The organism is Bacillus sp. FSL K6-1338 (assembly GCF_038006965.1).
Classification (GTDB): domain Bacteria; phylum Bacillota; class Bacilli; order Bacillales; family Bacillaceae_G; genus Bacillus_A; species Bacillus_A thuringiensis_S.
In genome coordinates this window covers 2,418,995-2,440,300 of sequence record NZ_JBBOWI010000001.1, presented here as the reverse complement: position 1 = coordinate 2,440,300, position 21,306 = coordinate 2,418,995, and the positions used below count along the sequence as shown (strand labels likewise).

Here is a 21,306-nt window from a genome sequence, read left to right as displayed (position 1 = left end):
AATACTAGAATGTAATATATAAAAAGCTGACTGAGTATAGTCAGCTTTTTATATATTAACACGTAAAAGTTTTAACAGACATATAAAGCAGGCACGCTTTGTTATCACCTTGTTGTAAATTAGTATTTCTCCATTGAGTAGACATTCCATAATATCGTATTTTGATTAAAACTATAAAACATACTTAACACTAATAGTAGAATTTTTCTTCATCAACTTCACTTTTTCTCTTTTTATAAACATAAGAAAGGATCTCTATTTATATAGAGATCCTTTCTTATGTTTATAATTTACTAGACTGTAACCCCTGAATAAACGGAACTACTTCAGGATTTACAAGTGAAGACAAATCACCTAATTCTTTTCCTAAATAAGCTGCTTTAATAACACGGCGCATCACTTTAGAATTACGTGTTTTCGGCAAATCTTCTACAACGTGGATGTCTTTAGGACACAACGCTTTTCCGATATGAGAGTTTACTAAACTCATTAATTCTTTCTTTAATTCTCCTGTGAATGTTACATGGTCTCTTAATACTACGAAACAATGACAAACTTCACCTTTTACTTCATCAGGTACACCAATTGCAGCAGCTTCGATTACATCGTTATGTTTCACAAGAATAGATTCATATTCAGCAGGTCCAATACGTTTACCTGCAATATTTAACGTATCGTCTGAACGCCCTGTGATGATATATTGTTCACCATCGTAAATGACCCAGTCACCGTGGACCCATTTATTTTCAAAACGCGACCAATATGTGTTTACGTAACGTTCATCATCTTCCCAGAAGCTTTTCGTCATACCTACCCAAGGTTTCTCTAAGCATAATTCTCCGACTTCATCTCGAATTGGTTTACCTTGATCATCCAGTACGACAGCTGCCATTCCTGGTAAAGATGCATTAAAACTAATCGGTGCTATTGGCTTAATAAGAACATTACCGAAAATCCCACCAGAGATTTCAGTTCCACCTGAGTAGTTACAGATTGGTACATTTCCTTTTCCAACTGTTTCAAACAGCCACATCCATGGATCAGGATTCCAAGGTTCTCCTGTTGATGCAAATACTTCCAAACTCTTTAAAGAATGTTTATTGACATACTTATCACCTTTTGCCATTAATGCTCGTATTAACGTTGGTGAAATACCTAGATGAGTAATTTCATATTTATCAACTGTCTCCCATAACCGGTCTGCTTCTGGGAAGTCTGGAACACCTTCGTACATAACCATCGTTGCTCCATTAATGAGTGAACCGAATAATAGAAATGGCCCCATCATCCAGCCCATATCAGTTACCCATAATACACGATCACCTTGTTTAATATTCATTCCAAATCCTGCATCAAAAGCTGCTTTCAAAGGAAATCCTGCATGCGTGTGTACTGTTCCTTTCGGCTTACCAGTCGTTCCTGATGTATAAATGAGCATTAATGGATCATCACTTTGCATTTCTTCGGCATGTATGAATGGTTTTTCTTTTTCTAGCGTACTCCACGAAAAGTCATAGTTATGTGGTGTAAAATCATTTCCTGCATGACGAACGATTACCACTTTTTCAACAGTTGGGCAATGTTCACAAGCTTTATCTACTTCATCTTTTAAAGAAACAATTTTTCCTCGGCGTGAAAATCCATCTGCGGTAATAATCATTTTTGAACCTGCCGCTTGCACACGTGTCATGACTGCATCAGACGCAAAGCCTGAGAATATTGGTGAAATAATTGCACCGATTTTCATTACAGCTAGCATCGCAACAACTGTTTCTGGAATCATCGGCATATAAATTGTTACACGGTCACCTTTCTCAATACCCGCGTGTTTCAAACCATTTGCAACACGGCTTACCCAGTTATCAAGCTCTTCATATGTAAATGATTTTGAAGTTCCATTTTCCCCTTCGTACTGAAGTGCTGGCTGTATTCTCGTTTCTTCATCCGCAAGCCAGCGGGATAAAGCTGATTCTACAACGTTACATGTTCCGCCATTATACCACTGTGCAAACGGTGTACCATTTTCTAAATCTAACACTTCTGTATAAGGTTTCATCCATTGATAGCCTACTGCTTTTTCTGCCTCTCCCCAAAACCAAGCTGTTTCCTCAATAGATTTATTATAAAAAGTTTCATAGTCTTCATATCCCAATGATTTCATCCAACCATATAAACGTGTTTTTTCCTTATACTCTTCTGTTGGAAACCAAACTGCTTGTTTCAATGTTTTCCCCTCCTTAACTTTTTGAGCAAGAAAGCCCTAAATAGGGCTTTTAAACTGGATATACAGGATGTTTACGATCCGTGAATAATTGATATTTACTCATATACATTTCGAAACGTCCTTTTAACTCTTCACGTAAATTGTTTGGATGAACAATACCATCAATCACCATCTCTGATGCTAAGTGGTATATATCAATATCTTTCTTATACTCTTCACGTTTTTCAGCAATGAAGCTAGCGCGCTCTTCTTCTGGTAAAGCTGCAATTTTATTTGCATATACAGCATTAACCGCAGCTTCTGGACCCATTACCGCAATAGAGGCTGTCGGTAATGCCAGGCAGCAATCTGGTTCAAATGCTGGACCTGCCATCGCATATAAACCAGCGCCATATGCTTTACGAACAACGATAGAAATCTTCGGTACAGTTGCTTCACTCATTGCAGAAATCATTTTTGCACCGTGGCGAATAATACCAGCACGCTCTACTTTTGTACCAATCATAAATCCTGGTACATCCGCAAGGAATAATAATGGAATATGATATGCATCGCATAAATTAATAAACTTAGCAGCTTTATCAGCTGAATCGTGAAATAATACACCGCCCTTCATACGCGGCTGATTTGCAATAATACCAACTGGCTTACCATCAATACGTGCTAAGCCTGTAATTAGCTCTTGAGCAAATAATTTTTTTACTTCATAGAATGAACCTTCATCAATAACTCTATTAATGAGATCTTTCATATTGAAAGGAGCATTTTGATTTTCTGGAATGATTTGTTCTAACGTTTTATCGAATTGTTTCGGTTCTTGAGGTGTAACCAATGGAGTCTTTTCTAAGTAGTTGTTTGGAAAATATGAAATGTATTGTCTTGCTTGTGTAATCGCATCTTCTTCTGTCTTACATAAAACATCTCCGCATCCTGATACAGAGCAATGCATACGAGCTCCGCCCATCTCTTCTAAAGTTACCTTCTCACCGATAACCATCTCAGCCATACGAGGAGATCCTAAATACATAGATGCATTTCCTTCTACCATCATTACAACGTCACAAAAGGCTGGAATATATGCACCACCAGCAGCAGAAGGTCCAAATAATAAACATACTTGAGGAACTTTACCTGATAATTTCACTTGATTATAGAAGATTCTTCCTGCACCGCTGCGCCCTGGGAACATTTCTACTTGATCTGTAATACGCGCTCCAGCAGAGTCGACTAAATAAAATAACGGAACACGTAATTTTTCAGCTGTTTCTTGAATACGTAAAATCTTTTCAACTGTGCGTGATCCCCATGATCCAGCTTTTACAGTAGAATCATTAGCCATTACACACGCAGTACGACCATGTATTTTACCCGTTGCAGTTACAACGCCGTCCGCAGGTAAGCCTGTTTGTTCACAGTTAGCAAATAATGCATCTTCTACATATTCGCCATTATCAAATAGAAGCGCTAAACGATCTCGAACAAATAATTTTCCTTTTGCTTTATTTTGTTCATGATATTTCGGTGCCCCGCCTTGTTTAATCGTTTCAACACGTTCTTCAAATGAATTAGATTGTTGTTTTTGGTCTAACATATTTACTCCCCCTTATACATCGGTTTACGTTTTTCTTTGAATGCCTGTAATCCTTCTATTCGATCTTTCGTATGGATTACACCTTCATACGCTTGTTTTTCCATTTGTAATCCGGTATGTAAATCAACTTGAATACCATTTGAAATTGCCTCTTTTGCTAATCGAACAGCAATAGGTCCATTACTAGCAATTTTCTCTGCTATTTCAATCGCTTTCTCTTCAAGTAAATTAGCTGGTACAACAAATTCTACTAAACCATATTCTTTTGCTTCTTGCGCTGAAATACGTCTACCTGTATAAATTAATTCTTTCGCTCTACCAACTCCAATTAATCTTGGTAAGCGCTGTGTACCACCTGCTCCTGGTATAATTGCAAGTGTCGTTTCAGTAAGACCAAGACTTGCAGATTCAGCAGCAATTCTAAAATCACAAGCTAAACTTAATTCCGTACCACCACCAAGTGCGATTCCATTTATAGCAGCAATAACTGGCTGTGGTAATTGTTCAACCATCTCCATAGTAGTGCGAATCATACTAACAGCATGACGAACTTGTTCTTCATTCATATCGGCACGCTCTTTTAAATCTGCACCAGCACAAAATGCTTTTTCACCAGCACCAGTCAAAATAACTACACGTGCGCTTGAATCTTCACTTATTTGAGTTAATATAGTTTGTAATTCATCTAATAATGCCAAAGATAATGAGTTTGCTTGTCTCGCACGATTTAACGAAATCTTTACTACGTGAGGTGTTACGTAATCAACGGAAATGTTTTGTAATTGTAGCATCTACTCACCTACTTATCGTTTTATGTTGAAGCGCTCTATACACATGACTCGGTAATTGGATATTTAACTTACTTTGAATAAATTGACTAGCTCTCAATAACTTTTCTTCGTCTATATTCGTTTGGACTCCTAATTTATGGAGCATATGTACTAGGTCATCAGTAGCAACATTACCTGATGCTCCTGGTGCATAAGGGCAGCCCCCGAGTCCACCACAAGAACTATCAAACGTTGTAATACCGTATTCTAATGATTTAACTACATTCGCTAGAGCCATTCCATACGTATTATGAAAATGCATTGCAAACTGCGAAGCATCATACTTCTTTAATAGGTGTTCTAATACTTGTTCTACTTGTAATGGATTCGCTACACCGATTGTATCCCCAAGAGAAACTTCATAAATGCCGTATGAAAACAGTTGATTACATAATTCGTCAACTGCTGTAGCACTTATATCCCCTTCATAAGGACATCCAAATACAGTAGAAACATAGCCTCTTACCTTTTTCCCTTCGAATAATGCCTGTTTTGTTATATCTTCAATTACAACTAATGCTTCTTTAATCGATTTATTAATATTACTTTTATTATGAGATTCACTTGCTGATAAAAAAACATTCACCTCATCTACATTTTGCAAAAAAGCTCGTTCCAAACCATTTTGATTCGGAACAAGCGCAGCATATGTAACATTTGGATCCCTTTTCAGCTCAGAAAATACATCATTTGCATCTGCTAATGCAGGGACCCATTTTGGGTGAACGAATGAGGAAACTTCAACATACGACAATCCTGCTTCTGTAAGTAGTTGAATCCATTTTACTTTATCTTTTGTGCCAACAATCTTTTTTTCATTTTGTAAGCCATCACGTGGCCCGACTTCTTTAATGACAGCAAAATTAGGTAGTTTCAATTCGCTTCCCCCTATATCTCCCTATTCAATTTCTAATAATACATCTCCTTCATTTACAAAATCGCCTTCTTGCACATTAATTTTCATAACTGTGCCGGCTTCTTCTGAAATGATTGGAATTTCCATTTTCATAGATTCCAAAATGACGACATCCTGCTCTTCCTCTACTGTATCTCCTACTCCTACAACAATCTTCCAAACGTTTCCTGCCATCGATGCGTATACTTTCGTCATCATTTTTTCCCCCTTAATATTGTTAAATCTTATTTTTTAACGAGTTGTTTCGTTACAAAACCCGTTGTATAAATACCCTCTTTGAACACTTCGTCTTCCAAAACTTGCAGTAGCATTGGCGTGTTCGTTTTAATACCTTCTACTTTTAATTCTTCTAGAGCATCATGTAATTTCGAAATTGCTTCTTCACGAGTCTCGCCATGTGCAATGACTTTCGCAATCATTGGATCATAGAAAGGTGTAATCGTTACATGATTTTCTAAGAAGTGATCGATCCGTACATTTGACGGTAATGTTAAATTTGTAATTTTCCCAGGTGATGGGAAGAATGTTTTCGGATCTTCTGCATAAATACGAGCTTCAATGGCATGACCACTACGTTTTACACCATCCTGAGTAAATGATAGTTTCTCTCCACTTGCGATAAGAAGTTGCTGTTCTACAAGGTCTAATCCCGTAATTTCTTCTGTCACTGGATGCTCTACTTGTAATCTCGTATTCATCTCTAAGAAATAGAAGTTCTTCTGATCATCTACAAGAAACTCAACTGTACCTGCATTTGTATAGCCAAGTGCTTTGGCAGCTTGTACAGCAACTTCTCCCATTGCCTTTCGTGTACCTTCATCTAAAAATGGTGAAGGTGCTTCTTCGATTACTTTTTGATTTCGGCGCTGCACCGAACATTCACGCTCCCATAAATACACTGTGTTACCATGTGTATCTGCTAAAAGCTGAATTTCAATATGATGCGCGTCTGCTATATATCGCTCTAAATACATTTCTCCGTTACCAAAAAAGTTTTGCGCTCTTGTTTTATTACTTTCAAACGCTTTGGTGAGCGTTTGCTCAGTTTCCATCAACTGCATACCAATGCCTCCGCCGCCTGCGGATGCCTTAAGCATTAATGGATAACCAATTTGTTTTGCAATTTCAATTGCTTCTTCAGCAGTTTCAATATTTGTAGTAATACCTGGGACTACTGGGACATCTGCTGCTTGCATTGCGATACGTGATTCGATTTTACTTCCCATCTTCGTAATGATTTCTTCTGAAGGACCGATAAATACGATTCCTTCTTCTTTGCAACGAACCGGAAAAGACGGATTCTCTGATAATAAACCATAACCTGGATGAATCGCTTCTGCATTTGTCTTCTTAGCTATTTCAATAATTTTTTCAAGGTTTAAATAACTTTCTTGAACACGCGGTCCACCTACTAAGTAAGCTTCATTTGCCATCTTCACATGAAGGGCATTTTCATCTGCTTCAGAATAAATAGCAACAGTGCGTATGCCAAGTTTTTGACAAGTTTTCATAATACGAACAGCAATTTCCCCGCGATTCGCAATTAATATTTTTTGAAACATAGTGATTCCTCCCTTTTATCTACATCCTAAATGTCTAGCAATTACGAGACGTTGAATTTCAGAAGTTCCTTCACCAATTTCTAATAGTTTCGCATCACGAATATGTCGTTCAACTTCATATTCACGCATATAACCATATCCACCATGAATCTGTACTGCTTGATTCGCAATACGGTTTGCTGCTTCCGATGCAAATAGTTTTGCCATTGCCGCTTCTTTGCCGAAAGGTTTATCGTTATCTTTTAACCAAGCTGCTTTATGTACTAAATTGCGTGCTAGCTCTACTTCAGTCGCCATATCAGCTAATTTAAATTGAATCGCTTGGAAATTAGAGATTGACTTTCCAAATTGTTGACGTTCTTTCGCATATTGCAATGCACGTTCAAAGGCTGATTGCGCAATACCAACTGCCAATGCTGCGATTGAAATACGCCCTCCATCAAGTGTATATAAAAATTGTTTAAAACCTTTATTTACATCACCAAGAATATTTTCTTTCGGTACACGCACACCATCAAGTACGATTTCACAAGTATTAGAAGCACGAACACCCATCTTATCGTATGGACTTGAAATCGTTAATCCTTCACTAGTAGTAGGCACGATAAATGCAGAAATACGTTTTCTACCATTCTCTTCAACGCCATTGACAGCGGTTACAATAATTGTATTTGCATACTCTGCGTTTGTAATCCAACACTTCTCACCACTGATTACATACTCATCGCCATCTAATACCGCTTTCGTTTGAGTACCACCTGCATCAGATCCAGCATTCGGCTCCGTTAATCCGAAGGCACCTAATGTTTTACCTGACGCCATTGGAACTAAATACTTTTGTTTTTGTTCTTCTGTACCGAAATAATAAATTGGAGAAGCACCTAATGAAATTGTTGCAGCATAGCTTAAACCAGTGCCACCACAAGCGCGACCAATTTCTTCAACTGCTAACGCATACGATACCGTATCGCCACCTGAACCTCCATACTCTTCTGGGAATGGGATGCCTAGTAATCCTAGTTCGCCCATTTTTTGAAATGTTTCATATGGAAACTCTGCAGTTTTGTCATAATATACAGCTTTCGGTGCGATTTCCTTTTCAGCAAAGTCACGTACCATTTCTTTAATCATTTGTTTTTCGCGAGTTAGAGTAAATTCCATTCCGCTACACACCCCTTATCGAATATTGAGTTTCGACAGCGTGCGAGTTTCTACTACAAACATAACAACTTAAAAGACAAGAATATTAGTTAGACAATTGCTATAATTCTGTCATAACTTAATTTTAAAACAGATTCTGTACTAATGCACAAAAAAATTCCTACATTGTTCTACAACAACATAGGAGGTTTTGTGTCGAATTATGTAATTTATTGTTTAATAATCTCTACCTTTTCCGGAATCAGAAATTTCTACTAATGCTTCAGGATATGGTTCGAAATATGTTTGTCTTAATAAATACTTTTCATCAAATCGAATAGCCCATGATTTTAAAATTGTAAGTAAACTACTAAGTGGTATTTTCTTTTCTGCATACTTTTGTAACAGTTCTATAAAATGATCTTTTTCTTGTTTTTTTAACTTTGTTTTAAAATATCCAAAAATGTGCTCGCATACATTTACATTCGATGTATAACGGGGCGCACGCATAAATAATTCATATAAAGTCTTCTCATAGTTTTCAAATACCACTTCAATCTTTTCATTTTTTTGATTTGCAATTATACGACCTAATTCCTTTTGTTTCACCTGATTATATGCCATAAATAAATATTTATTATCCGACTGAAACGATACAAGTTCTTTCATATTTTTATTGTGTTTAATCATTTTGTAATATGCGATTGTAAATAGCCTTGTAAAGAAATGCTCTCTAATAATAAAATTCGACAATCTACCTTCCTCTTCAATAGGAAGATGCGAAAATTTTTTTACTACTGCTCCGCCAAATAAGCCAGCTCCTTTTCCCTTTGCTGGCGCTTTTTCAAAACCAGAATAAATTTTCACATCACGCGTACCACAACTTGGTGAACGATTCTTTAAAATAAAACCATCCACATCCAGTATCGTTTGTAAAAAGTCATTTGAAAACTGCTCCATTTTTTCAGTTACATCTTCTCGTGTCGACGGTTGCACAAGTCTATTCTCACCATTTTCTTCTACAATTCGTATCGTTTCACGAGGAGTCCCCAATCCAATCTCGACTTCTGGACAAACAGGTATAAATGTAACAAATGGCTGCAAATTTCGTATTGTTACATCTGGAATCATCTCTCCATTATAACGACAAGCATCAAATTCTAAACATTTACTTACGACGATTGTAGGTTTTGCAAATTGTCGCATCTTATTACCTCCTTATTACTAGTCCGTATAATATAAATTGTACTAAGATTAACATTTTAAGCAAAGTTTGATTCAGTTATTTTTATGAGAAATATAAATCCAATGATACATTAACAATCATTCAACTCTATTTTCTATAAATGTGCGCCCTATTAATGAGGGTTTAGATATTGTGAAATGAATAATACACACATGCTTCGGAGAAATTAATGATTAAGAAAGGAGGGATTGTTATGAAAAAGAAATTATCATCTATTTTAAGTGTTTTAACACTATCTATTATGTTTTTAGGTACATCTACGCAAGCTGAATACGATGGAAATAATATGAATAGAGTTAATAACACTGATATTTCAACTCGAGTAAATGACAATAACTTAGACAGAGTTAATAATGATGTAAGAACTCGAAATGTAAATACAACAAATGATTTAAATGATAATCGTGATAAAAATAATAATTGGGCTTGGCTTGGTTTATTAGGACTAGCAGGATTATTAGGTCTTAGAAGAAGAGACAAAGAAACACGCTGATTTAGAATGTTTTTAGTAAACAAGCACTTATTTATCAAAAATATATAATGAAAATAAATCGCCTTTTTAAAGGCGATTTATTTTTACTTAAAAGTAATGTATGTAATTCACACTTCAACGATTAAATTCGTGGAGTTAATCCATACAATATAAATTGAATCGTATTTTCAATTTCCGCTTCATCATTCCATTTTTCTTCAGGCAATAATAAAAATCGTGTTAATAATAAACCTAATACAGCTGATAAAGTAAGACGTAGTACGGAAGATGGTGGTATCTCAATAATTTCCCCTTCTTCTTGAAATTTCACAATCAACTTTTTGAAATGTGAAAACAGTTCTGTTTCTACTAATTGCTGTATTTCATTTTTCAGTTCTGGTTGGAATGGCACCTCTTGAATTAATATTTTTATCATAGGAAAGTGTTTTTGAGCAAATTTAAACCTATTATGAATTACAACCCTTAAAAGTCCTTCGTATGATTCATACTCCGATTTAAATATTTCTTTTGCAAAGGTTTGTACGAAAAATGGTGCAGCGAACTTAGTTAAAGTTGGCATTACGACCGCTAGTAATAAATCTTTTTTCGTCTTATAGTAGCGGAAGATTGTTCCTTCCGCTACACCAGCCCGTTTTGCAATTTCACTTGTTGAAGTTGAAGCGTATCCTTTTTCTCCAAACATATCAACAGCCGCCTCTAATATTCGCATTTGACGTTCATTTTGTTTATCCGTATTAGTTGCAGCTATTAATTCCTCCAGCCAATCCTTCTGCATTTATAAAGCTCCTTTTTGTCATTATTATATTTTGCGATGTTTCTTTAAAGCAAATACGTTTCCTACTGCAAATAATATTGAAAAAAGTAATAATACAGTAAGATCTAATGCAATCTCTGTAAACCCTTGATTCCGAATCATCACTTGTCTCATTGCGTCAGCGCCGTATGTGAGTGGAAATACTTTCCCTAACATTTGTAGCCACTTGTTCATAGATTCCAATGGAAACAATCCAGAAAAGAAGATTTGTGGCACAATAACAAGCGGTATAAATTGAATCATTTGAAATTCATTATTTGCGTATGCCGATAAAAACGTACCTAATGTTAGTGCAGTTAAAGAGAGCATACATGTAATAAGTAGCGTTAGCCATATGGAGCCAGCTACGTATAAATCTAAAATATAAACGGAAAAGCTTACGATAATAATGGATTGTATAAAGGCAAAGATTCCAAAACCAATAATATAACCTGCGACTATTTCCCATCTTCTTACTGGGGTGGATAATAACCTTTCTAGCGTACCACTTAAACGTTCTCTTACGAAAGATACACCTGATAATATAAATACAAAGAAAAATGTAAAGAAACCAATTAATACAGGACCAAGCCCATCAAACATCGTAAAGTCTTTAGAGCCATGTAAATAATTTACTTCAGGTTTCATAATCGATACATCATTCTTCTCTGTGCTTTTTTGCAATACTTGAAGTACAGCACGATTTTTTGACGAATCACTACCTTCCAACAGAAGTTTCATTTTTCCATTCTCTATACGAAATACTGCATCTACCTTTTGTTTTTCCAACTCAGAAATCGCCTTTTCCTTACTGTATTCATAAATTGACGCTTCTTGATTTTTCATCATTTTTACTATTTGAGCAGGCATATCAACAACAGCAATTTGCGGTATATAGTCTTTCTGTGTAAACACTAGTGACAAAAGCCAAAGTAATAACATCGGTGCTCCAAACATCATTGCTAACGAACGCTTATCTCGAAAAAATTGACGAATAATACGTATAATTACACCAGTAACTCTCATGATGGCACCACCTCTTCCAGCAAAAAGACATCTTCAATCCGTCCAGATGACACGCGTTTTTTCAATTCTTCAGTTGTTCCAACCGCAACTAGTTTCCCTTCTCTAATTAATCCTAGACGCTCACAAAATTCAGCTTCATCCATAATGTGCGTCGTTACAATAATCGTTGTGCCTTTCTTTTTAAGATCATAAAATTTTTCCCAAATCGTTTTCCTAAGAAGCGGATCTATCCCCACTGTAGGCTCATCTAAAATTAATATTTCTGGTTCATGGAGGAGTGCTATTGCTAATGATAAGCGTTTTTTCATTCCACCTGAAAATTGTTGTACTTGCTTTTTCATATACTGTGACAATTGTACAAGTTCAAAAACCTCTGCAATTCTTGTCTTTTTACTTTTTCCCTTTAATCCATACATCGTTGCTATAAAATCTGCATTTTCATATGCTGACAATTCTTCATATAATGCATCCGCCTGGGCCATATAACCAATTCGTTTCATTTCATTTAAATTAGGCATATTAGTATTATTAACAAGCACTTCACCTTTCGTTGCCTCATTAATACCTGCAATCATTTTAATGAGCGTTGTTTTCCCCGATCCAGAAGGTCCAACAAAACCAAAAATCTCTGCTTTTTCAACTTGCAATGAAAGATTGTGTAACACTTCTTTTTTCCCAAAACTTTTTGATACAGTCCGTAAAATAATTGAAGGTTGTTGCACGTTTCATCCTCCTTTTCCAATAAAATGAGTGAGTACTCACTTTTATTTTACCCTTGCTTAATTATATGTCAAACTTCATTGATTAGTATGTATGTTCAATCAACGATATTAAACAATGAAACAGAGTCGACATTAGAATTTCATTTCCTAAAGTCGACTCTGTTTCATTTAAACTATAAATTTCACTTTACGTTTTTAAATTCATATACTTCCGAATTCTAGCAACGTCTAAAGAATATTCAATAACTAATTGCTGTAACGGTAAAATAACTGTGTCAGGATATAAATGGGCATATTGTAATGTTTCTGCATATTTTTCTAACCTTTTTTCTAAATATTTTATTATTTGATCAGGATGACTTACTAATAAACATTTACAATAATAATGTATTTGTTCCTCAATCGCCGTGTATTCTTCAATTTCATATTCTTTATGCATGTGTACACCCCTTTAAGTTTTTTACATGAATTACTTATCACAATTTTCACTCGACAAATTTTAAGTTTTTTGATTATTTACACTATAACAAACACTCAGGGTCAAATTTTGTTACTTTATGTAACGTAGAAAATTTTTAACAAAATTGTAATGTTAACTCCTGCAAAATACATAAAGCCCCTTTACTCATTATTGTATAAAAAAATCGTACAGCTTAATTTAGCTGCACGACTACAATCTCTGGCCTATTCAAAATTCTTTGCGGAATGATACTATTTCCTAATCCTCTACTCACTACCATTGATGTATTTTGTTCTACATATAAACCTGCTGTATATTTAGGTAAAACACCTTGATTTGGCGCAACTAATCCACCGATAAATGGCAATCTAACTTGCCCTCCATGAGCATGTCCCGATAAAACCAAATCCAACCTCTCATTCGTATATTCCTTTATAAATTCAGGCCGATGGGATAATAATACATTATATTTATCTGGCTGCATTTCAATTTTCGCTTTTTTAATTTCATCTATTATAATATTTCCTTCATCACGGTTTCCAGTAACAAACTCTGGATCATCAATACCTAGCAAGTTTATTTCTTGCTCACCCTTTCGAATGCCTACATGTTCATTCCTTAAAACATTGACATCATATTTCTTCAACTCTTTTTCTAAATTGTTATACTTTCCAGACCATTGTTCATGGTTTCCTGTCACAAAATATACAGGATACTTCTTTACAATTTCTCGTATTAATTGCATACTAACTTCTGCATCGTATGATTTACTGTCAATTAAATCACCCGTAATCGCAATAATATCTGGGTCTATACTTTTTATTTTTTGAATTAACACATCTTGATTATCGCCAAATTTTTTATTGTGTAAGTCTGAAATTTGTAGAATTTTATACCCTTTAAAAGAGGATGGTATTTTACTAGAGGTTATTTTAACCTCAGTTATACTTATTAAATTGTTCTGTAAATATAAAAAGATTGTAAAACCTACTAATATACAAATAATCATTACGATTCTATTAATCTTTTTTTTCATATTTTCTCCTTTATATTCTCATCAAACACTTCTATATGCTAACTGAATTATATTATACTTTCTTGAAATTTATTTAAATTAATAAAATAATACAGTACATAAAATTTCATATGAGATACGTCATATATATTCGTTATATTTTTACTTTTACCTTTTTAATAATAAGAACACAAAAACGACTCTTATCACACAAAAAGAGTCGTTTTCTAACTTTATACTTTTAATACTTTTATGTTAAAAATGCGAAAACTAAAATACTATTACCTAAGAGCCTTAACTATAACTTCAGTTGCCTCTGCAATGAGTTGATTATCATAGGTAGCCTCTTTCTCATCTTTACTAGATAAAATTGCGATGATAATTGGTGCTCTATTTGGAGGCCAAACGATAGCAATATCATTTCTTGTCCCGTAACTACCAGCACCTGATTTATCTCCAACTACCCAGTCAGTTGGTACGCCTGCACGAATAAGTTTGTCCCCTGTAGCATTTCCTTTCATCCACTCTGTAAGAATTTTACGTTTTTCAGCTGGAAGTGCATTTCCGACCGTAAAAGCTTTAAGATTCGTAGCAATAGCTTTCGCTGTACTAGTGTCACGAATGTCTCCTGGAATAGCTTCGTTTAATTCTGTTTCAAAGCGATCAGACATAGTAATCCGATCCCCCATATGCCTAAGCGCTTTTTCATATCCTTTCGGTCCGCCTATTTTATTAAATAAAATGTTCCCTGCAGTATTATCACTTGAACGAACAGCAGCCTCAGCAATTTCTCCTAGTTTCATTCCAGTATCTACATGTTTCTCTGTAACAGGTGAATAATCCACTAAGTCTTCTTTCGTAAATGTGATTACTTCATTTAATGTATCAATTGAGTTTTGCTGTAGTAATACTCCTGCAGCTAAAGCCTTGTAGGTTGATGCGAAGGCAAATCTTTCGTTAGGTCGATAAGAGATTGTTTGATTTGTACCAGTATCAATCGCATATACACCTAATCGAGCATCAAATTTTTTCTCAAGTTGAGAGAACTCTTTATGCGTCGCCTGATTTTTATGTTTCACTTGTCCAGTCTTTTCTTTCGCTTCAACTTGCAGTGCCCCTCCTGTAAAAGCTTCTAGGCTTGTAATACTTAAACCTAATATACCAACGCATATTCCTATTTTTAGCATCCTCTTATTTTTCAAAATCATCATTCCTTCCAAATTTTTAGCACCTTTTTATACGTACACATAATAGACAATCACCGAACCAAATTTGTTCCATAAACTAAAAAAATTATAGCTAGTATGAGAGTTATTAACAAAATAAGAGATAGTAGCTACGACGCCTCTATCTCCTATTTCATATTTCATTTTTTTACTTATAAATGGCTTTATATGAACAGGTTCTTTCCCTGAGAAAAGTACTCTAATTTTGCTTAGAACTACCTGTACTAGTAGCTTCACCATGTATACGTTGCTGTTTTAAATCAAAGTATACATCTAATACTTCCTTTCCGATTATAGAATTAATTCCATTTTTATCATCATGAAGCCATGGAACTACTACGGAAAATGCTACTTCTGGATTATCATATGGAGCATATCCAACTAACGTTAAGTTGTAACATTCCATACGTTCTCCTTTTGCATTTCTACCAATCGGGTCATCTCCACCATATACAGTTTGGGCTGTTCCTGTCTTTCCTGCTGGTTTATATGGCGCGTTTTTGAAATATTTCACGCCAGTTCCATCACCTTCTTGGAATACCCATCTAAACCCTTCTTTTATCCGATCAATGTGTTCTTTCTTCATATCAATTCGATTTAATACGACAGGCTCTATGGAACGTATAACTTTGCCAACCTCTTCTTTTATTGATTGTTCTCGTATTTCTTGTACAATTTGAGGTTGCATTCTATAACCACCATTCGCAATCGTTGAAATATATTGCGCTAATTGCAACGGCGTATACGTATCATACTGACCGATAGAAAAATCTAGTAAAAACCCAGGTTGACTATCTACTTTTCTCGTTTGTCCAATTATTTCATTCGGTAAATCAATACCTGTTGGGACACCTAAACCAAATTGCTTGAAATAATAGCGCATCGTATCAAATGCTCCTTGCTTAATATCCAATGAGCCATTTGGTACGTAATTAACTCCCGCAATTTTTAAAGCTGTCTGGAACATGTATACATTCGAAGATACTTGTAAAGCCCGTAAATCATTAATATTACCAAATCCGGATACATTCCACGATTTCTTAGCTTGTGTACCTTTAAATTTCATCGGCGCGTCATAAAATTGATCTCCTGGATGTATTGCGCCTGTCTCATATCCAGTTAATAAAGTAGCACCTTTTACAGCTGACCCTAGCTCATACGAAGTTGTCATGTTTCCTAATGCCAAATCCTCAACTTCTATTTTCCCTTCTTTTTCTACAATCTTTTTGCCTGCCATTGATAAAATTTGTCCGTTATTTGGATTCGTCATGACAACAAAAGCTCGATCGAGCAGTGGCTCTGAACTCTTAAAAGCTCTCAAGTTTTTCTCTATACTTTCTTCCACTTTCTTTTGTAATTCCATATCAATCGTTAATGTTAAACTATTACCACTTTTTCCTTTAGAGATTATTTCTGTGCTAACAATGTTTCCTGATTTATCAGTAATATTTTTCACTTCTTCTTTGGTGCCGTGTAATACATCTTCATATCGTTGTTCAATATAACTTTTTCCAACACGATCATTACGGTTATATCCACGTACTAAATAAGAATCTAAATTTTCTTTCGGTAATCCTTCTTCACTACTCGTAATATTTCCTAATACAGAACGAAATAAATTACCGTTTACATAATTACGTTCCCAATCAACAGTTGCATCTACTCCTGGAAAATTCGCAAGATTTTCGCTTATCCGCGCATACTCTTCATCTGTTACATCTTTTTTAATGATTTGTGGTGTTAGTTGATAACCTGAACTCATTTTACTTTTAATAGCTAACACCTTTAAATCTTGTGCTGTTAATTCTGCTAATTCTACCTCTGTAACACGACCTCGTCTTAAGTCTTCTATTTTTTTATCTAACTCTTTTCCCTCTATACCCTTTTCTTTAAACTTTTCTATATCTTTCTTAGTAATCTTTGTCTCCGCACGTTTCGAATTCAACTGCATCCAAAAATCTTTTTTATCGATATCTGTTAATTTATTTATATCTTGTTCAGGCATTTCAAGTACTTTCGCCAAGTCTTTTGCTGTTTTTAAAATATCTTCACTCGTAATTCCCTTCATCCTTGTATACGTAATTGTGCGAAGAGATTTATTATTAACAACTGTTTTCCCTTCTCGATCTAAAATTTGTCCACGTGGAACTGGAATACTAGTTATTGCATTTTGACTACTTTCCACTTGGTTCTTATAAGCCTCTCCCTCAACGATTTGTACCTTTCCTAGCTGCATAATAATAGCTGAGAATAGTACAAATATGCAAAGGAACATTATATTTAATCGAATAGATATATATGTCTTCTGCTTCTTGCCTTTTTGTTCTTTCATAAATCCTCCATTTAATCCTTTCAGAAATTGCTACAAATACTAAAAGCATTCCTTATATATTAGATACCGATAATCGGTTATAAATATTGCCTCAATTTTTTGCTTAATCCTTGTAAGCAACCATCTCTTTTCGTTTAGATACGGAATTAATAACTCTCCCTTCCTGTTTTCTCTCTATTTTTTTGCCACTTGCATGAGAAGTGCTAAACTGTATAATGACTCTTATTAAACTTACATATAAACTTGCTAGTAAATTTTCATGCTAATTATTCCTTTCTTCATGCTGTAATACTTAATAGACAACCTAAACAATAAAGTTGTTCCACATTTACAAAAAAAATAATTAAATATAAGATGAAATAGGCTACATAAGGGAGGGTTATATGTTACATATAAAAAGATGGAGATTTTTTGCGGTTTTTTCTATCGTAGGTTTGATTTTACTAATTTTATTAAAAATCAACTTCATTTCAATTACTATCGCAACTTCTTCAGCTGAAAGAGGAAAGATTTTTGATCAAAATGGTGTAATACTAGCTACAAATAAGAAAGTTAAGTCTCTATATTGCACTTCTAATGACGAAAAGCTATCGAAACAAGATACATCAAACACATTAGCTTTTTTTAATCAATTTTCAAGCGAATTTCAACATGATATTTCTACAGAGAACATAAAATCTCAATTACAACAATCTTGTAAAAAGCAGACTATGAATGATATACCGTTATACTCTGATATAACTGAAAATGAACTTGCATTCATAAACAAAAACAAACCCAATAATGTAATAATTAAAAATGAATGGATTCGATATTATCCTAAACACGAAATTGGTTCACAAGTAATTGGGTATGTAGAAAATGACCTTAATTCAAAGCATAAGGCTGTTGGAAAAAGCGGGATTGAGCTGCAATATGAAAATGATTTAAAAGGAAAACCAGGTAAAACTCTTATTTTTAAATTGAATAATAAAAAATTCTTATGGAATATTCAAAAAGTACAAAAAGGTAAAGATGTACGGCTAGCTTTAGACTCTGAGTTGCAGCAAAAGGCAGAAGAAGCATTAAGATCTCAAATTAAGAAAACACCTGATGCTAAAGCTGGTTATGCTGTAGTAAGCGATGCAAAAACTGGCGCAATTTTAACTATGGCCAACACGGCAGTTTTTGATCCAAATATATTAAATACACGTGTATCTTCTAGAAAAGAAAACATTAACTCTCTTTCGCAAAATAAAGCAATTCAAAAATTAAAGTATGGTGAATCTTATGTAAATATGGCTTCTACTATAAAACCACTCACTATTTTAATTGGATTAAACGAAAAGCTTTTCCAACCCGAAGATACTTATTTAGATAAAGGGACTTTTCAGTATGATAATCAAAATAACATTACGAATGCACCTGGAACGCCAACAGGTGAGATTACACCGAGGCAGGCTATCATTAATTCATCTAACACATTTATGACAGCAAAAGTAGCTCTGCCCCTATTCAACCAAAATAATGGGAATATAGAAAAAGTGGCACATATATGGACAGATTATTTAATACAATTCGGCCTACGTTCTAAAACCGGGATTGATTTACCCTTTGAAGAAGACGGACAATATGAATTCCATCCATCTAATAAGTTTGAAAATGGAATCTCCGCTTTATTAAACGCCTCTTGGGGAGGAAATGAAGTGCATACCCCTCTTCAACTCGCTCAATATGCAGCAACTTTGGCAAGTAAAGGTGATAAATATAAACCTCAAACTGTAAGTGCAATTATTAGTCCGGACGGTAAGGAAACAAAAAAGTTTAAACCCATTTTAGAAAGTTCAAATCGTTACCCGATGAACTTTTGGAGTGTCGTGCAAGGTGGAATGAGTCAAAATATAGAGGAAATTAAAAAGTTGCCTTTTGACGTCGCAGGTAAAACAGGTATTACAGGCTTTCCAAATGAGCAAGAAAGAATGATAAATCATTCTCTTTTCATTTCATATGCTCCTACTGAAGATCCACAAATTGCCGTTTCTGTCGTTATTCCTGGTAGTAATTCAGAAAAAAACATTGCCGCTCTCGTTACATCAGAAATTTTAGAGTCTTGGCATACACTTCAAAAAGAGAATAAAAACAAAGAGGAAGGTTCATTAAAGTGAACCTTCCTCTTTTACCAAATAGAATCTATATTTATTATTTTCCATTCACCATTATCATTTTTTTCGAACATAAATGAATACTTAATATCAGTTAAAACATACTCTTTTTGTACGTATCCAGTATTGCCATTAATTGTCGATATTTTTATATATCCATCATTTTGCACTTTTTCTGGAATCCAAGCTTTTACCATTTCATTAGATACTTCATATAACACTTGTGATTCTCGTTTTGGTTCAGCTAAAATTTTCGTTTTATTTCCAGTAACCGTTGCATATATAAAATGCGCTTGCTTTGGTTGGTTACTTTCTGTCAATCCACTTGGTACTTTGTATACTTTTTTTGTATCATTTGCAAACTCTCCCCCCATTGTAAGAGCGACTTGCAACTCATGAAAAATATCTTCATCAAACTTCAGTTCATCCTTCTTATAACTCTTCCCTTTAAATAGAACTTCATCATTTAACGCTTTGTACAGGTCATTTTCATTTTTCGAGTTCGTACTTTGATATAGTTCATTCATAAATTGTTTTAATGATGGATCTTGAGCAGACTCATCTTTTGTTTTAGGCTTAATTTGAGTACTACTTTGTACCGGTGATTTATTATCATCAAGCCAAGGTTGTTGAACAATGAAAAATAACATTGTACAAACTAAAACAACTACAATTGGTAATGCTTTTTTACGAAATGGTCTTTTATGTTTTACAAAATCCACTTCATTATTTTCATATATAGACTGCTTTATTTTAGAAATAAATTCTTCTTCATCTTTACGATTCTCCATTGGCCCTTTTTTTATTTTTCTATACCAGTCAGGATTTTGTTTATTGTTCATCACTACTACCCTCCCCTATTAATTTTGAAACCTTACTTCTCGCTCTACTTAATCTCGATTTTACAGTTCCAATGGATACTCCTAATGTTTCAGCCATTTCTTCATAAGATAATTCATATTTTGCGTCCAATATAATTATTTCACGGTGCTTTTTAGGTAGTTCTAATACAACCTTCCACACATCATTCATTTCTTCTTGCTTAAAAAATTCTTGTTCTGCTGACAGGGATTGCTTATCGTCACTAAAAAATCCTATTAAAGATATCCTTTTAAAATAGGAGGATTTCAAATAGTTTATTGCCGTATTTCTTGTGATTTTTAATATCCACGTTTTAATAGATGACTCCTTTCGAAATGAATTCCAATTTTTAAACACCTTTATAAATACATCTTGCGTGATATCATCTGATAAGTGTGGATCTTTCGTAATAATAAATGAATAATTCCATACATCTTGCCAATAGTCTTTTATAACATAGTCCAGCTCATCATGATTACACTTTTCAATAAACGTCTGTTCCATTTCCACACCTCAAACTTATTTGAATAAACATAAAACTGCCCTCACTTTTATTATGGTTTCAATATATAGACAAGATACAAATTTCATTTGTTCCATTGTTTATCTTTTTTCAAGCAGAATAATACTACTAAAAAACAAGTAAAGCATACAATGATAAAATTCTACTCATGAAAATCTGTTTTTTGAATTTAACGTAACACTCCACTTGTCCATTTCAATTTGCT

The 21,306-nt window shown here is 34.4% G+C and carries 19 protein-coding genes; 2 read left to right on the top strand and 17 right to left on the bottom strand.

Translation table 11 applies throughout. The features are described from left to right. Positions 1-283 precede the first annotated feature (283 nt). From NZ044_RS12525 to NZ044_RS12490, 8 genes are all read right to left on the bottom strand, one after another. Positions 284-2,224 (bottom strand): AMP-binding protein, encoded by a 1,941-nt coding sequence (locus NZ044_RS12525; protein ID WP_000806483.1) that lies wholly within the window; start codon positions 2,222-2,224, stop codon positions 284-286. A 49-nt stretch (positions 2,225-2,273) separates the two neighbouring features. Beyond that, positions 2,274-3,815, bottom strand: a complete 1,542-nt coding sequence (locus tag NZ044_RS12520) for an acyl-CoA carboxylase subunit beta (RefSeq protein WP_340949771.1) — start codon at positions 3,813-3,815, stop codon at positions 2,274-2,276. 2 nt (positions 3,816-3,817) lie between these two features. Then, positions 3,818-4,606: an enoyl-CoA hydratase gene (locus tag NZ044_RS12515; protein WP_000939799.1), complete on the bottom strand. Its 789-nt coding sequence runs from the start codon at positions 4,604-4,606 to the stop codon at positions 3,818-3,820. 4 nt (positions 4,607-4,610) lie between these two features. Next, complete coding sequence (gene mvaB / locus NZ044_RS12510; protein WP_000775428.1) at positions 4,611-5,522, bottom strand: hydroxymethylglutaryl-CoA lyase; 912 nt, start codon at positions 5,520-5,522, stop codon at positions 4,611-4,613. Between the two features lie 21 nt (positions 5,523-5,543). Beyond that, positions 5,544-5,759 carry an acetyl-CoA carboxylase biotin carboxyl carrier protein subunit gene (locus NZ044_RS12505; protein ID WP_001987345.1) on the bottom strand — a complete coding sequence of 72 codons (216 nt, stop codon included), beginning with the start codon at positions 5,757-5,759 and terminating at the stop codon, positions 5,544-5,546. A 26-nt stretch (positions 5,760-5,785) separates the two neighbouring features. After that, positions 5,786-7,123, bottom strand: a complete 1,338-nt coding sequence (locus NZ044_RS12500; RefSeq protein WP_000486744.1) for an acetyl-CoA carboxylase biotin carboxylase subunit — start codon at positions 7,121-7,123, stop codon at positions 5,786-5,788. 15 nt (positions 7,124-7,138) lie between these two features. Continuing rightward, a complete protein-coding gene (locus NZ044_RS12495; RefSeq protein WP_098506501.1) occupies positions 7,139-8,284 on the bottom strand; it encodes an acyl-CoA dehydrogenase in 1,146 nt (381 codons plus the stop codon). A 216-nt stretch (positions 8,285-8,500) separates the two neighbouring features. Beyond that, positions 8,501-9,469 carry a YbgA family protein gene (locus tag NZ044_RS12490; protein ID WP_001248636.1) on the bottom strand — a complete coding sequence of 323 codons (969 nt, stop codon included), beginning with the start codon at positions 9,467-9,469 and terminating at the stop codon, positions 8,501-8,503. Positions 9,470-9,702: 233 nt separating this feature from the next. Here NZ044_RS12490 and NZ044_RS12485 point away from each other — a divergent pair, with 233 nt between their 5' ends. Further along, the gene (locus NZ044_RS12485; RefSeq protein ID WP_000728159.1) at positions 9,703-10,002 is read left to right on the top strand and encodes a WGxxGxxG family protein; all 300 of its coding nucleotides are present in this window, start codon (positions 9,703-9,705) and stop codon (positions 10,000-10,002) included. 121 nt (positions 10,003-10,123) lie between these two features. On the opposite strand, the gene NZ044_RS12480 is transcribed toward NZ044_RS12485, so the two are convergent. From NZ044_RS12480 to NZ044_RS12450, 7 genes are all read right to left on the bottom strand, one after another. Beyond that, on the bottom strand, positions 10,124-10,777 hold the full coding sequence (locus tag NZ044_RS12480) for a TetR/AcrR family transcriptional regulator (protein ID WP_340949770.1): 654 nt from the start codon (positions 10,775-10,777) through the stop codon (positions 10,124-10,126). A gap of 24 nt (positions 10,778-10,801) precedes the next feature. After that, positions 10,802-11,821, bottom strand: a complete 1,020-nt coding sequence (locus tag NZ044_RS12475) for an ABC transporter permease (RefSeq protein ID WP_001266715.1) — start codon at positions 11,819-11,821, stop codon at positions 10,802-10,804. Beyond that, positions 11,818-12,543 carry an ABC transporter ATP-binding protein gene (locus tag NZ044_RS12470; protein ID WP_001187074.1) on the bottom strand — a complete coding sequence of 242 codons (726 nt, stop codon included), beginning with the start codon at positions 12,541-12,543 and terminating at the stop codon, positions 11,818-11,820. The genes NZ044_RS12475 and NZ044_RS12470 overlap by 4 nt, the downstream gene beginning before the upstream one ends. Positions 12,544-12,730: 187 nt before the next feature. Further along, positions 12,731-12,982 (bottom strand): hypothetical protein, encoded by a 252-nt coding sequence (locus NZ044_RS12465; RefSeq protein WP_000548621.1) that lies wholly within the window; start codon positions 12,980-12,982, stop codon positions 12,731-12,733. A 214-nt stretch (positions 12,983-13,196) separates the two neighbouring features. Further along, entirely contained in the window at positions 13,197-14,039 is an 843-nt protein-coding gene (locus NZ044_RS12460; protein ID WP_000727189.1) for a metallophosphoesterase, read from the bottom strand. A 260-nt stretch (positions 14,040-14,299) separates the two neighbouring features. Next, positions 14,300-15,226, bottom strand: a complete 927-nt coding sequence (gene bla, locus NZ044_RS12455) for a class A beta-lactamase Bla1 (protein WP_041487946.1) — start codon at positions 15,224-15,226, stop codon at positions 14,300-14,302. Between the two features lie 217 nt (positions 15,227-15,443). Beyond that, on the bottom strand, positions 15,444-17,576 hold the full coding sequence (locus NZ044_RS12450) for a peptidoglycan D,D-transpeptidase FtsI family protein (RefSeq protein WP_000662984.1): 2,133 nt from the start codon (positions 17,574-17,576) through the stop codon (positions 15,444-15,446). A gap of 383 nt (positions 17,577-17,959) precedes the next feature. On the opposite strand from NZ044_RS12450, the gene NZ044_RS12445 reads away from it, so the two are divergent. After that, on the top strand, positions 17,960-19,720 hold the full coding sequence (locus tag NZ044_RS12445) for a peptidoglycan D,D-transpeptidase FtsI family protein (RefSeq protein WP_118961918.1): 1,761 nt from the start codon (positions 17,960-17,962) through the stop codon (positions 19,718-19,720). Positions 19,721-19,731: 11 nt separating this feature from the next. On the opposite strand, the gene NZ044_RS12440 is transcribed toward NZ044_RS12445, so the two are convergent. Both NZ044_RS12440 and NZ044_RS12435 read right to left on the bottom strand, forming a co-directional pair. Beyond that, complete coding sequence (locus tag NZ044_RS12440) at positions 19,732-20,559, bottom strand: SH3 domain-containing protein (RefSeq protein ID WP_001060761.1); 828 nt, start codon at positions 20,557-20,559, stop codon at positions 19,732-19,734. Then, entirely contained in the window at positions 20,549-21,082 is a 534-nt protein-coding gene (locus NZ044_RS12435) for an RNA polymerase sigma factor (protein WP_000438327.1), read from the bottom strand. Before NZ044_RS12435 ends, NZ044_RS12440 begins: the two co-directional genes overlap by 11 nt. Positions 21,083-21,306 lie beyond the last annotated feature (224 nt).

What these genes read in the sequence shown, in the direction of transcription:
- NZ044_RS12520 (WP_340949771.1), bottom strand. Translation starts at nt 3,815, where the DNA reads ATGTTAGACCAAAAACAACAATCTAATTCATTTGAAGAACGTGTTGAA.
- bla (WP_041487946.1), bottom strand. Translation starts at nt 15,226, where the DNA reads ATGATTTTGAAAAATAAGAGGATGCTAAAAATAGGAATATGCGTTGGT.
- NZ044_RS12515 (WP_000939799.1), bottom strand. Translation starts at nt 4,606, where the DNA reads ATGCTACAATTACAAAACATTTCCGTTGATTACGTAACACCTCACGTA.
- NZ044_RS12495 (WP_098506501.1), bottom strand. Translation starts at nt 8,284, where the DNA reads ATGGAATTTACTCTAACTCGCGAAAAACAAATGATTAAAGAAATGGTA.
- NZ044_RS12465 (WP_000548621.1), bottom strand. Translation starts at nt 12,982, where the DNA reads ATGCATAAAGAATATGAAATTGAAGAATACACGGCGATTGAGGAACAA.
- NZ044_RS12475 (WP_001266715.1), bottom strand. Translation starts at nt 11,821, where the DNA reads ATGAGAGTTACTGGTGTAATTATACGTATTATTCGTCAATTTTTTCGA.
- NZ044_RS12505 (WP_001987345.1), bottom strand. Translation starts at nt 5,759, where the DNA reads ATGATGACGAAAGTATACGCATCGATGGCAGGAAACGTTTGGAAGATT.
- NZ044_RS12435 (WP_000438327.1), bottom strand. Translation starts at nt 21,082, where the DNA reads ATGGAACAGACGTTTATTGAAAAGTGTAATCATGATGAGCTGGACTAT.
- NZ044_RS12445 (WP_118961918.1), top strand. Translation starts at nt 17,960, where the DNA reads ATGTTACATATAAAAAGATGGAGATTTTTTGCGGTTTTTTCTATCGTA.
- NZ044_RS12440 (WP_001060761.1), bottom strand. Translation starts at nt 20,559, where the DNA reads ATGAACAATAAACAAAATCCTGACTGGTATAGAAAAATAAAAAAAGGG.
- NZ044_RS12460 (WP_000727189.1), bottom strand. Translation starts at nt 14,039, where the DNA reads ATGAAAAAAAAGATTAATAGAATCGTAATGATTATTTGTATATTAGTA.
- NZ044_RS12480 (WP_340949770.1), bottom strand. Translation starts at nt 10,777, where the DNA reads ATGCAGAAGGATTGGCTGGAGGAATTAATAGCTGCAACTAATACGGAT.
- NZ044_RS12500 (WP_000486744.1), bottom strand. Translation starts at nt 7,123, where the DNA reads ATGTTTCAAAAAATATTAATTGCGAATCGCGGGGAAATTGCTGTTCGT.
- NZ044_RS12485 (WP_000728159.1), top strand. Translation starts at nt 9,703, where the DNA reads ATGAAAAAGAAATTATCATCTATTTTAAGTGTTTTAACACTATCTATT.
- NZ044_RS12490 (WP_001248636.1), bottom strand. Translation starts at nt 9,469, where the DNA reads ATGCGACAATTTGCAAAACCTACAATCGTCGTAAGTAAATGTTTAGAA.
- NZ044_RS12450 (WP_000662984.1), bottom strand. Translation starts at nt 17,576, where the DNA reads ATGAAAGAACAAAAAGGCAAGAAGCAGAAGACATATATATCTATTCGA.